This window comes from Actinoplanes sichuanensis (assembly GCF_033097365.1).
Classification (GTDB): domain Bacteria; phylum Actinomycetota; class Actinomycetes; order Mycobacteriales; family Micromonosporaceae; genus Actinoplanes; species Actinoplanes sichuanensis.
In genome coordinates, this window is record NZ_AP028461.1 from 11,766,800 (window position 1) to 11,779,575 (window position 12,776).

Annotated in this window: 7 protein-coding genes; 5 read left to right on the plus strand and 2 right to left on the minus strand. The window is 70.0% G+C overall.

The window, feature by feature from the left end; translation table 11 throughout:
- The first annotated feature begins 125 nt into the window (after positions 1 to 125).
- Both pulA and Q0Z83_RS53880 read left to right on the plus strand, forming a co-directional pair.
- Positions 126 to 5,411 (plus strand): pullulanase-type alpha-1,6-glucosidase, encoded by a 5,286-nt coding sequence (gene pulA, locus Q0Z83_RS53875; protein ID WP_378078834.1) that lies wholly within the window; start codon positions 126 to 128, stop codon positions 5,409 to 5,411.
- A 132-nt stretch (positions 5,412 to 5,543) separates the two neighbouring features.
- Positions 5,544 to 6,107: a DinB family protein gene (locus Q0Z83_RS53880; RefSeq protein ID WP_317791321.1), complete on the plus strand. Its 564-nt coding sequence runs from the start codon at positions 5,544 to 5,546 to the stop codon at positions 6,105 to 6,107.
- Here Q0Z83_RS53880 and Q0Z83_RS53885 read toward each other — a convergent pair.
- A complete protein-coding gene (locus Q0Z83_RS53885) occupies positions 6,085 to 8,493 on the minus strand; it encodes an EAL domain-containing protein (RefSeq protein WP_317791322.1) in 2,409 nt (802 codons plus the stop codon). The genes Q0Z83_RS53880 and Q0Z83_RS53885 overlap by 23 nt on opposite strands.
- Before the next feature lie 37 nt (positions 8,494 to 8,530).
- Entirely contained in the window at positions 8,531 to 10,828 is a 2,298-nt protein-coding gene (locus tag Q0Z83_RS53890) for a putative bifunctional diguanylate cyclase/phosphodiesterase (protein ID WP_317791323.1), read from the minus strand.
- Positions 10,829 to 10,958: 130 nt separating this feature from the next.
- Here Q0Z83_RS53890 and Q0Z83_RS53895 point away from each other — a divergent pair, with 130 nt between their 5' ends.
- From Q0Z83_RS53895 to Q0Z83_RS53905, 3 genes are read left to right on the plus strand one after another with little or no spacing between them, the layout of a single operon-like run.
- Positions 10,959 to 11,183 carry a hypothetical protein gene (locus tag Q0Z83_RS53895; protein WP_317791324.1) on the plus strand — a complete coding sequence of 75 codons (225 nt, stop codon included), beginning with the start codon at positions 10,959 to 10,961 and terminating at the stop codon, positions 11,181 to 11,183.
- A gap of 39 nt (positions 11,184 to 11,222) precedes the next feature.
- Positions 11,223 to 11,939 carry a histidine phosphatase family protein gene (locus Q0Z83_RS53900; protein WP_317791325.1) on the plus strand — a complete coding sequence of 239 codons (717 nt, stop codon included), beginning with the start codon at positions 11,223 to 11,225 and terminating at the stop codon, positions 11,937 to 11,939.
- Positions 11,923 to 12,768, plus strand: a complete 846-nt coding sequence (locus Q0Z83_RS53905) for an NAD(P)H-hydrate dehydratase (RefSeq protein WP_317791326.1) — start codon at positions 11,923 to 11,925, stop codon at positions 12,766 to 12,768. Before Q0Z83_RS53900 ends, Q0Z83_RS53905 begins: the two co-directional genes overlap by 17 nt.
- The last annotated feature ends 8 nt before the right edge of the window (positions 12,769 to 12,776 follow it).

The window sequence follows — 12,776 nt, forward strand, 5'->3', positions numbered from 1 at the left end:
GCCTCGTCCTCCCACTTCTGGCCGTGCCGGCCTCCGCAGCGGTCGCCGGGGGGAAGGCCCCCAGTGACTCCGTGATCGCACAGTGAGGCTCCGACAACCCCACGAACGGCGAACAGTTCTACTTCGTGCTCCCGGACCGGTTCGCCAACGGGGACACCCGCAACGACAAGGGCGGGCTCTCCGGGGACCGTCTCGCCACCGGGTACGACCCCACCGACAAGGGCTTCTACCACGGCGGCGACCTCAAGGGCGTGATCGACCGGCTGGACTACATCCAGGGGCTCGGCACCACCGCGATCTGGCTCGCGCCGGTCTTCAAGAACCGTCCCGTGCAGGGCACCGGCGCGGACGTGAGCGCCGGCTACCACGGGTACTGGATCACCGACTTCACCCAGGTGGACCCGCACTTCGGCACCAACGCCGACCTGAAGAGGCTGGTCAAGCTGGCCCACCAGCGCGGTCTCAAGATCTACCTGGACATCATCGTCAACCACACCGCCGACGTCATCAAGTACGCGGAGAACACCTACACGTACGTCGACAAGGCGGACTCCCCGTACACCGACACCGACGGGCAGCCGTTCGAGGACCGCAACTACGCGACCTCGGGAGCGACCTCGGACGAGTTCCCGAAGACCGACGCCACGTCGTACCCGTACACCCCGGTCTTCGGATCGAAAGCGGACTCGACGGTCAAGAAACCGTCGTGGCTGAACGACGTGAACATGTACCACAACCGCGGTGACTCCACCTTCGCCGGCGAGAACAGCGAGTACGGCGACTTCTACGGCCTCGACGACCTCTTCACCGAGCGTCCCGAGGTGGTCGAGGGCATGTCGAAGATCTACGGCGACTGGGTGAAGGACACCGGCATCGACGGCTACCGCCTCGACACGGTCAAGCACTCCAACCTGGAGTTCTGGCAGCAGTGGCAGCCGGCCGTCGAGAAGGCCGCCCGGCAGGCCGGCAAGAAGGACTTCTTCACGTTCGGCGAGGTGTACAGCGCCGATCAGGAGATCGAGTCCACCTACGTGCGCCAGGGCGGCCTGCCCGCCACCCTGGACTTCTCGTTCCAGGAGACCGCGCGCGGCTTCGTCACCGGCAACAGCGGCGCCGACGCGTTGTCCGCGCTGTACGCCAAGGACGACCTCTACACCGCCCGTGACACCGGCGCGGACCGGCTGCCGACCTTCCTCGGCAACCACGACATGGGCCGGATCGGCTCGTTCATCGCCGCCGCCGCGACCGCCGACTCCCAGCTCAAGCGCGACCAGCTCGCGCACGAGCTGATGTTCCTGACCCGTGGCCAGCCGGTCGTCTACTCCGGTGACGAGCAGGGCTTCACCGGGCCCGGCGGCGACAAGGACGCCCGCCAGGACCTGTTCGCCAGCAAGTCCGCGGACTACCTGGACGACGACCTGATCGGCACCGACCGCACCCACGCGGTCGACAACTACAACACGTCGCACCCGGTCTACCAGACGATCGCCGCGCTCGCGAAGCTCCGCAAGGCGAACCCGGCCCTGGTCACCGGCATCCAGCAGACCCGCTACGCGGCCGAGGGCCAGGGCGTTTTCGCGGCCTCCCGGATCGCCCGGGACAGCACCCGCAAGGAGTACGTGGTCGCGGTCAACAACGCCACCACGGCGCAGACCGTCTCGTTCGCCACGGCCACTCCGAACACCGTCTTCACCGGGATCTACGGTGGCGCGACCAGCGCGAACTCGGACACCGACGGGCGGATCACGATCACCGTCCCGGCGCTGTCCTCCGTCGTCCTCAAAGCCGGGGGAGCTGTGGCCGTACCGTCGAATGGTCCGACGGTGACCCTCAGCAGCCCGAAGGCGGACGCCTCGGTCGCCACCCGCACCGAGATCGTCGCCGACGTCGTCGGCGACCCGCTGTCCACGGTGACCTTCGCGGCCCAGGTCGGCGACGGTGAATGGAAGCTGCTCGGTACCGCCGACCGCGCGCCCTACCGGATCTACCACGACCTGACCGGCCTGGCCGGGAAGACGCCGGTGCGGTACAAGGCGGTGGTGCGCGACAGTAAGGGCCGGCTCGCGTCGGCGACGTCGAACATCACCGTCGGCACCCCGGTGGCCGAGTCGACCGCGGGTTACGCGGTCGTGCACTACCAGCGGCCGGACGGGCAGTACGACGACCAGAACCTCTACGTGTGGGGCGACATCGACCCGTCGATGTCCACCACCTGGCCGAACGGGCAGCAGTTCACCGGCGCCGACTCGTACGGCCGCTTCGCCTACGTGAAGCTCAAGCCGGGCGCCAAGAGCGTCGGTTTCATCGTGGTCGACGACAACGGCGACAAGGACACCGACGCCGACCGGACGATCAACATCGGCGCCGCCCCGGAGATCTGGATCAAGCAGGGCGACACCACGGTCTACCCGACCCGGCAGGCGGCCACCGGCCGGCCCGACCCGGCGCAGGACGAGACCAAGGCGATCGTCCACTGGAAGCGGGCCGACGGGAACTACGACGGCTGGGGCATGCACGTCTGGTCCGGCGCGGCCGACCCGACCGACTGGTCCAGCCCGCTGCTCCCGGCCCGGATCGACAGTTACGGCGCGGTCTTCGAGGTGCCTCTGGCGGCCGGAGCGACCTCGCTGAGCTACATCATCCACCGCGGTGACGAGAAGGATCTGCCCGCCGACCAGTCGCTCGACTTCGCCAAGGCGAGCCACGAGGTCTGGCTGCTGGCCGGTCAGGAGACCCGCCTGCTGCCGCTGGTCAAGACCAACGCGGGCGGTGGTGTCGTGGACGTCGCCAAGTCGGCCGCGGTCTGGCTGGACCGGGGCACGATCGCCTGGAAGACCGGGACCGGGAGCACCCTGGAGCCGGTCGGCGCGGGGACCGACGGCAAGGTCTACGACCTGGTGTACTCGCCGGTGGGCGGGATCGGTGTCGCGGACGGTGAGCTGACCGGGACGTACCAGTCAGCTGCTCTCAAAGCGGTGAGAACCGGTCTCAGCGAGGATCAGCGCGAGAGATTCCCGCACCTGTGGCAGTACGGCGCTTTCACGACCGCTAAGAAAGATCTTTCCGAAATCCTGCGCGGCCAGGTCGTCGTCACCGAACGCGACGCCACCGGCAAGCTTCTCTCGGCCACCGGCGTACAGCTGGCGGGCGTCCTCGATGATCTGTACCGGACCGACGCCACCCTCGGCCCGGTGATCAGCGGGCGGAAGGCGAGCGTCGCCGTCTGGGCGCCCACCGCCCGCAGCGTCGAACTGGAGGTCTACGACACCGCCGACCAGGTCTCCCCGGCGCTGGTCGAACTGACCCGCGACAACCGCACCGGTGTCTGGTCGGGTAGGGGCGACTGGGCCGGCAAGTTCTACAAGTTCCGGGTGACCGCGTGGCAGCCGGCCACGCAGAAGGTCGTCACGGCGTCGGTGACCGACCCGTACTCGATCGCGCTCACCGCAGACTCCACCCGCAGCCGGTTCGTCAGCCTGTCCGACCCGGCGCTCGCACCGGCCGGCTGGAGCAACCTGAAGAAGCCGGCCGCCGTCGCTCCCGCGAAGATCCAGATCTCGGAGCTGTCGGTGCGGGACTTCTCCATCGCCGACAAATCGGTCAAGACGCAGAATCAGGGTACGTTCAGCGCCTTCACCGACCCGAACACGACAGGTATGAAGCACCTGCGTGAACTGGCCGGCGCCGGCGTCACCCACCTGCACCTGCTCCCGGCGTTCGACTTCGCCACCATCCCGGAGAAGCGCGCCGACCAGCAGCAGCCCGCCTGTGACCTGGCGTCGCTGCCGCCGGACTCGGAAGAGCAGCAGGCCTGCATCGAAAAGGTGGCCGCGACCGACGGCTACAACTGGGGCTACGACCCGCTGCACTACACGGTTCCCGAGGGTGGCTACGCCGCCGATCCCGACAAGCGGACGAACGAGTTCCGCAGCATGGTCGCCGGGGTCAACCAGGCCGGCCTGCGGGTGGTCATGGACGTCGTCTACAACCACACCTCGGCCGCCGGGACCGACGCCAAGTCGGTGCTCGACCAGATCGTGCCCGGCTACTACCACCGCCTCCTCGAGGACGGCACCATCGCCAACTCCACCTGCTGCGCCAACACCGCGCCGGAGAACGCGATGATGGGCCGGCTCGTGGTCGACTCGATCGTCACGTGGGCCAAGCAGTACAAGGTCGACGGCTTCCGGTTCGACCTGATGGGCCACCACCCGAAGGAGAACATCCTGGCGGTGCGCAAGGCCCTCGACAAGCTCACGGTCGCGAGGGACGGCGTCGACGGCAAGAACATCTATGTGTACGGCGAGGGCTGGAACTTCGGTGAGGTGGCGAACAACGCGCGCTTCATCCAGGCATCCCAGACCGAGCTCGGCGGCACCGGGATCGGCACGTTCAACGACCGGCTCCGGGACGCGGTCCGCGGTGGCGGCCCGTTCGACGGCAACCCGCGCATCCAGGGCTTCGCGTCCGGTCTGGCCGGCGCCCCCAACGGCGACCCGGTCAACGGCACCGCGGCCGAGCAGCAGGCCCGCCTGCTGCACTACCAGGACCTGATCAAGGTCGGTCTGACCGGCAACCTGGCCGACTACACGTTCACCTCGTCGGCCGGCACCACGGTCAAGGGCTCGCAGGTCGACTACAACGGGGCGCAGGCCGGGTACACGAAGAACCCCGGTGAGTCGATCACCTACGTCGACGCGCACGACAACGAGATCCTGTACGACGCGTTCGCGTACAAGCTGCCGCAGTCGACCACGGCCGTCCAGCGGGCCCGGGCCCAGTCGGTGGCGCTCGCCACCACCGTGCTCGGTCAGGGCGCCGGTTTCGTCACGGCGGGCAGCGAGCGGCTCCGCTCCAAGTCGCTGGACCGGAACTCGTTCAACTCGGGTGACTGGTTCAACCAGATCATCTGGGACTGCTCGCAGGGCAACGGCTTCGGCCGCGGCCTGCCACCCAAGGCGGACAACGAGTCGAAGTACCCGTACGCCAAGCCGCTGCTCGCCGACCCGGCGCTCGTCCCGGACTGTGCCGCGGTCAAGCTGGCCGACAGCACCTACCAGGAGCTGCTGAAGATCCGGAAATCCACGCCGGGCTTCGGACTCGCCACCGGCGCGCAGGTGCAGCAGCGAGTCGCGTTCCCCCTCTCCGGCGTGAACGAGACGCCCGGCGTCATCACGATGACCATCGACACCCGTGGGGTCGACAACCGCTGGAAGTCGATCACGGTGGTCTTCAACGCCGGCACCACCACGGCCACCCAGAAGGTGCCGGGGCTCGCCGGTAAGAGGGTCGCGCTCCACCCGGTCCAGCAGGCTTCGGCCGACCCGGTGACTCGTACCGCCGCATTCGCGGCCTCCACCGGAACGCTGACCGTCCCCGCACGAACCGTCTCGGTCTTCGTGCAGAGCTGAGAAGCCACCGGGCCGGCGTGGGGCCCCTTCCACCTCCCGCGCCGGTCCGGTCTCTCTCCTGATCTCGGCCACCGCTCATCCACCAGCCTGAGGTGGGCGGTGGCCGTTTCCATGGCGTGGCAGCCTGAGGGTATGAGCTTCGACTGGAACTCTCATCTGCGCGAGCAGCTCGACTGGCACTGGCGGGTGCACTTCCGGCCGCGTCTGGACGGCCTCACCGACGAGGAGTATCTCTGGGAGCCCGTTCCCGGGGCGTGGAATGTGCGCCCGCGCGGCACCAGCCCGACGAGCATGGCCGCCGGTGGCGGGGATTTCACCATCGACTGGGAGGTGCCGGAGCCGTCGCCACCGCCGGTCACCACGATCGCGTGGCGGCTCGGGCATCTGATCGTCGGTGTTCTCGGCATGCGCAACGCCGCCCATTTCGGCATCGGCACCACCGACTATCTGACGCACGCCTACGCGGGTACCGCGGCCGGCGCCCTGGCACAGCTCGACGAGGCCTATCTGACCTGGTCGACGGGGGTGGCCGCGCTGGGTGAGGAGGGCCTGCGGCGGGCGGTCGGGCCGGCCGAGGGCGGCTTCGCCGAGCATCCGATGGCCACGCTCGTTCTGCACATCAACCGCGAGATGATCCACCACGGTGCCGAGATCCTGCTGCTGCGGGACCTCTTCAGACGGGTTCCGCCACGGTGAGGCCGGCGCGCAGCTCGGCCGGTGGCTGTGGCCGGCCCAGGTGGTAGCCCTGCGCGAACTTGCAACCCATCACGGTGAGCAGGGTGAGCTGGTCGGCGTCCTCGACCCCCTCGGCGACCACCCGCAGCCCGAGCGTGTGCCCGAGCTGCATGATCGCGCTGACCAGCTCCTGCTGGCGGGAGTTGCCGACCAGCCCGTTGATGAACGAGCGGTCGATCTTGAGCACGTCCACCGGGATGTCCCGCAGATAGCCGAGCGACGAGTACCCGGTGCCGAAGTCGTCGATCGCGATCTTGACGCCGAGTTCCCGCAGTTCCTCGAGGCGGGCCGAGGTGACCGCCAGGTCCCGCATCATCACCGTCTCGGTCAGCTCCAGCACCAGGCAGTGCGGGGACAGCCCGGTGGTGGCCAGCGCGTACGCCACATGGTCGGTGAGATCGGGCAGGTCCAGGTGGATGGCCGACAGGTTGACGCTGACCCAGGCGGGCGCGGTCGCCGGGCTCTCCTCCTGCCAGGCGCGGATCGTCCGGCACGCTTCGAGCAGGATCCACCGGTCGATCTCGATGATCATCCCGGTCTCCTCGGCGAGCGGGATGAACGAGCCGGGCTGCTGCAGTCCGCGCTGCGGATCCTGCCAGCGGACCAGCGCCTCCGCGCCGGACACCTGCCCGTCCGGCAGCGCGACCACCGGCTGCAGGTGCAGGCGCAGCTCACCGCGGTGCACCGCCTCGCGCAGCCGGTTCTCCTGGTCGAGGCGGCTGAGCAGCTGCTCGTGCATCCGGGTCTCGAAGAGCATGAACCGGTTCTTGCCGAGGTCCTTGGCCGCGTACATGGCCACGTCCGCGTTGCGGACCACCTCGTCGGCGTCGGCGAACCGGCCCGCGTCCGGGACCACGCCGATGCTGACCGTGACGACCGCCTCCCGTCCGTGCACCACGAACGGCCTGGCGAGCGCGTCCAGGCAGCCGCGGGCCAGTTCCTCGACGGCCGGGGTCTCGGCTCCCTCCAGCAGGACCGCGAACTCGTCGCCGCCTAGCCGGGCCACCGTGTCCTGCGGGCGCAGTACCGCGGCGAGCCGTTCGGCGGCGGTACGCAGCAGCAGGTCACCGGCGTTGTGTCCGAGACTGTCGTTGACCCGCTTGAAACCGTCCAGATCCAGGTAGAGCAGCGCGATCCGCTCGTCCGAGGCACGAGCCCGGGTCAGCGCGTGGTCCAGCCGGTCGAGGAGCAGCTTGCGGTTCGGCAGGCCGGTCAGCCCGTCGTGCAGGGCCTGGTGACGCAGGTCGTATTCGAGGTCGCGCTGCCTGGTGACGTCGCGCAGCAGGATGACCGCACCGATCCGGCGACCCTCCTTCTCCAGCTCGCTGATCGTGTACTCGACGCGTACCGAGGTGCCGTCCGGCCGTTGCAGGCGCCCCTCCCGGGTGCCGTTGACCAGGCTCTCGGTCGCGTCCGGCAGCAGCACCCCGGCCTCCCGCTGGAGCAGTCCGGCCACGCCGAGCCCGGTGATCCGGCCGGCCGCCTCGTTGGCGAACGCGATCCGCCCGGCCGGGTCGACGCCGCAGATGCCCTCGCCGGCGCCGGCCAGGATGCTGTCGGTGTACTCCTTGGCGAGGATCTCCCGGGCCGAGCGTTCCAGCTGTTCGGCCATCGAGTTGAAGGCGCGGGCCAGGCGGCCGATCTCGTCGCTGCCGTCGTGCGGCACCCGCAGCGTGTAGTCGCCGGTGCGGATGGTGCGTACCGCGCCGGTCAGTGAGGTGATCCGGCGGACCAGCGAGCCGGACAACCCGAAGCCGAGCGCGAGGACCAGCAGGATCACCACGGTCGAGCTGATCAGGGTGACGTACTGCGCCTGTCGGGTGGCGGCCATCATCTGGTCGTAGATCGGCGTGTACTCGACGATGATCGCGCCGATCGTCTTGCCGCCCTTGTTCTTCATCGGCACCACGACCTGCTTGATCCCGGCCGGGTAGTCGACGCTCTGCTCGATGAAGACGCGGGAACGGCCGTCGGCGATGGTCCGGCCGACCTCGTCGTCGAGATCGTGGTCGAACGTCGAGCCGACGTTCTCCTTGACCACGTCGCCGAGGATGTACTGGCCGCCGTCCACCACCACGGCGTCGCGGTCCTGCACGTCGTGCATCCGCTGGAGGTAGTTCTCCAGCGCTCGGGGGCTGTAGTAGAGCGGGGAGACGATCTCGTCCTCGGTGTCGACGGGCAGCCCGAGGGTGACGTCCAGCGCCATGCCCTGGGCGATCCGCACGGCCTCCTCGTTGGCCGCCCTCTCCGCCGCCGCAGTGGCCGAGTGCCAGGAGATCCCGCTGGTCACCGCGACGAGCAGGGCCACCAGCAGATACCCGCCGAGCAGCTTCTGGCGTACGTTCATGCTCACCCCCACCCCGACGTTCTCCTAGTTCGGCTCCTTAGTTGCGGAGATAAGGTGAAAAATCCTTCTGAGCGGTGATCAGGAGTTCGATGTCACTCTCGGGCAACGGCCGCGCGAAGTGGTAGCCCTGGGCGTACCGGTATCCGGCCCGGTGCAGCCGTTCGGCCTGCTCAGCGGTCTCCACACCCTCGGCGACCGCCTGCATCCGCAGTCCCTCGGTGATGCCGATCAGGCTGTCCACGATCACCGCCTGCGGGCTGTCGAGGGTCACCCCGTCGACGAACGACTTGTCCACCTTCAGCCAGTCGACCGGGCAGTCCACCAGCAGACTCAGCGACGACTGGCCGGTGCCGAAGTCGTCCAGGGCGATGCTCAGACCCTGCGCGGACAGCGCCCGCAGCACCTCCAGCGCCACCCCGGTGCCGAGCACCGCCGTCTCGGTGACCTCCACGGTCAGCCGTGACGGGCTGACCCCGGCCGCCGACAGCAGCGCCGCCACCTCGGCCGGAAAACCGGGCTCGCCCAGCTGGCGGGCCGACACGTTGACGCTGACCTTGGCCGGGGCGTGGGGGCCGAGCTCGCGTTCCCACCGCGCGGTCTGCCGGACCGCCTGTTCCAGGACCCAGCGGCCGATCTCGACGATCTGCCCGTTGCGTTCGGCCAGCGGGATGAAGACGGCCGGCGAGACCAGGCCGTGTTCCGGGTGTCGCCAGCGGACCAGTGCCTCCACCCCGGTCAGCCGGCCGTGCGGCAGCTCGACGATCGGCTGGTAGACCAGGAACAGCTCGTCCCGGACGATCGCCTGCCGCAGGTCGGCGGCGAGCCGGGCGTCGTCGTCGGCGAGCTGGTCCATGATCGGGTCGAACCAGGTCCACCGGCTGCCACCGGCCGTCTTGGCGGCGTACATCGCCACGTCGGCGCGGCGCAGCAACTCCCCGGCGGTGTCGCCGGGCCGGCTCGCGGTGACACCGACGCTGATCCGCGGGGTCGTCTCCAGGCCGTCGGCCAGCACCGGCGCCTGCACCACCGGCAGCAGCTCGTGCAGCAGCAGGTCGGCGTCGGCCTCGGTCATCCCGGGCAGCAGCAGGGTGAACTCGTCACCGCCGAGCCGGGCCACGGTGTCCTCCGGGCGCAGCCGGTCACGCAGCCGGTGACTGATCGTCTGCAGCAGCGCGTCGCCCGTGGTGTGGCCGTACCGGTCGTTGACCTCCTTGAAATCGTCCAGATCGAGCAGCGCAACTACGAACGGCTCGCCGGTGTCCAGGCGCGCGGCCAGCTCGGCGGTGTACGCCGAACGGCTGCCGATCCCGGTCAGGGCGTCGTGCGTGAGCTGATGGTCGAGTTGCCGGAGGCTGGCGTCGACGGTGTCCAGCAGGCGGGCGTTGTCGCGCAGCGTGGTGAGCTGCCGCAGCACCACCAGCACGGTGACCCCGGTGGCGGCGATCGCCATCCACGCCTCTTCGCCGCTCTGCGGGATCTCCACCTCCAGCACGGCGGCATAGAGAAGACCGATCGAGATGTACGGGACCAGGCTGAACCGTCGCGACGCGGGCCGGGCCGGCGGCCGAACGGCACTGCTCCGCCGCTGCCGTCGGGCCGCCAGGAACGCGGTGAGCTGGGACATCGGAAACGCGACCAGGCTGGTGCTCAGATACGGCCGGTCGACGATGAACGGCGCGATCGTCCCGGTGGCGGCGGCCAGCCCGACCCCGGCCGACAGGATGTGCAGGGCACCCCGGTCCAGCCGTCCGGCCCCGGCGAACGCCACCTTCACGAAGGTGATCAACGAGACCGTGGAGACCACCATGATCGCCAGGATCGAGCGCGGGGTGGCGTTCGGTGACGACGAGAAGTCGATCCGGCTCAACGTCCAGTGCCAGATCAGCACCCCCACGGTGAGCACGATGATGCCGGTGTCCAGGCCGAACCGGAGCCAGTCGCCGCTGCTGCGATGCCAGGTCGGCAGCCGCAGCAGCGCCCACATCACGACCAGCACCGCGATCCCGAAGCCGACCTGGGTACGGATGCTCAGCACCTGGTGGGGGACCGGGCCGCCGAGGCAGTCGTACATGGCACTGAGCACGGTCGGGGTGAGGATGGCGCAGGCGACGCCGAGTGAACCCCAGAACCGGCGGGTGGGCGTGTCGAGGGCGGTGTCCCGGGCGGTCCGGAGGCACTCGTAGGTTGCCAGGAGGGACAGCACCGGCAGCGCGAGCCAGGCCACCTCCGGGTTCTCCCAGGTGTGCCGGAGCCCGATCGCGAACCAGCCCAGGACGAAGGTGAACAGGGTCAGGGCGGCGACGAGCGGCGGGTCGAGACGGCGGGGGACGTGCATGGTCTGATCAATCGGATCCGGGTCGTCCCGGTGTAGGAAATCTCCGGCGTCCTCTCAGGGTCATCACCGACCGGCCGACAGGACCGTTCGAACGGTGGCGTCGTGCCGCCCGGACCGGAGGTGACCGCTGGTGGATCCACTGCTGCTGCTCCTGCGCGAAGAGATGGCCCGAAAGCTGTCGGACGCGGCCGGAACGATGGCCGCCACCATGGAGGTGCTCACCGCGACCCGGACGATCGCCGGCGACGTCTGCGGAACCGAGTCGCTGCGCGCCGCCATCGAGGAGCTGGGCACCACCCGTGACCACCTGCTGAACCAGGCCCGCACCCTGGAGGCGTTCGCCCCGCGCGGCTGACCGGAGATTGACGCGGCCCGGCCGGGGTAAGGCCTCGGCATGGAGCAACTGCACTGGCTCGCGGTGGTGCGGCACGGCCTCAGCACCGGCAACGTCACCGCGCAGGACGCCGAGACGTCCGGGGCGGAACTGATCGACATCCCGGAGCGCGACGCCGACGTGCCGCTCGCTCCGGCCGGGCGGGAACAGGCCGAGGCCGTCGGCCACCTGCTGGCCGCGAACCGGCCCGGCCTGGCGGTGGTCTCGCCCTACCTGCGGACCCGGCAGACCGCCGAGATCGCCCTCGGTGACAGCGGCGTCCCGGTCGTCGTCGACGAGCGGCTGCGCGACCGTGAACTCGGCGTGCTGGATCTGCTGACCGCCCGCGGGGTACAGGCCCGGCTGCCGGACGAGGCTCGGCGGCGGGAGCGACTCGGCAAGTTCTACTACCGGCCGCCCGGCGGTGAATCGTGGGCCGACGTGCTGCTGCGGCTGCGGGCCCTACTGCGCGAGATCCGCGAGGACCACCCCGGTGGCCGGGTGGTCCTGTTCGCCCACGAGGCGACCGTGCTGATGGTCCGCTACCTGATCGAGCACCTGAGCGAGGCCGAGCTGATGGACCTCGCGCGTGGCGTCACGATCGCGAACTGCTCGATGAGCACCTGGCACGGTGACGGCGGCCCGCTGCGGCCGGAGCTGTTCAACTCGGTCGACCACCTGCACCGGCACGACGCCCCGCCGACCAGGCAGGAGGACGTCAATGCCGAACCGGTCTGAGGAGCGGGTGATCACACCCCGGCTGCTGCGTGACTGGCCGTTGCCGAGTCCGTCCGGTGACAAGACGTCCCGCGGCACCGTGCTGGTGGTCGGCGGCGCCCGCTGCACTCCCGGGGCGGTGCTGCTGGCCGGGCTCGCCGCGATGCGGGCCGGTGCCGGGCGGCTGCAACTGGCGGTCGCCGAGGAGTCGGCGGTGCCGCTGAGTATCAGTGTCCCGGAGGCCAAAGTGGTCGGTCTGGCCGCCGAGGGCGTCCCCTCCGACGAGGTACTGGAGATGGCCGCCGCGGCCGACGTGATCGCGCTCGGCCCCGGCCTCGACGACGTCGACCGGACCATCCGGCTGATGAAAGCGGTCCTCGGCGCGGCCGGCGGCGACACCGCGGTGGTCCTCGACGCGTACGCGCTCGGCGCTCTCAGCAAGGATTCCGGTCTGCTGCGCCAGTCCCGGGCGGTGCTCACTCCCAACCTGGTCGAGGCCGGCCATCTGCTGGGCCGCGACCCCGGTGACGACCTGGCCGCGGCCGCCCACGAGTTGGCCGGCCGCCACGACGCGGTGGTCTCCCTCTACGGTCACGTCGCCGCGCCGGACGGGACGGCCTGGCGCGAGGAGAGCGGCGACGCCGGCCTGGGCACCTCGGGCAGCGGTGACGTCCGGGCCGGCATCGTGGCCGGTCTGCTGGCCCGGGGCGCCGAGCCGGCCCAGGCCGCCTGCTGGGCCGCGTTCGCCCACGCGGTCAGCGGTCAGCGGCTGTCACCGCGGTACGGCCGGATCGGGTTCCTGGCCCGGGAACTCGTCGACGAGGTGGCCTTCACGATCGCCTCGGTCTGACCCCGCGG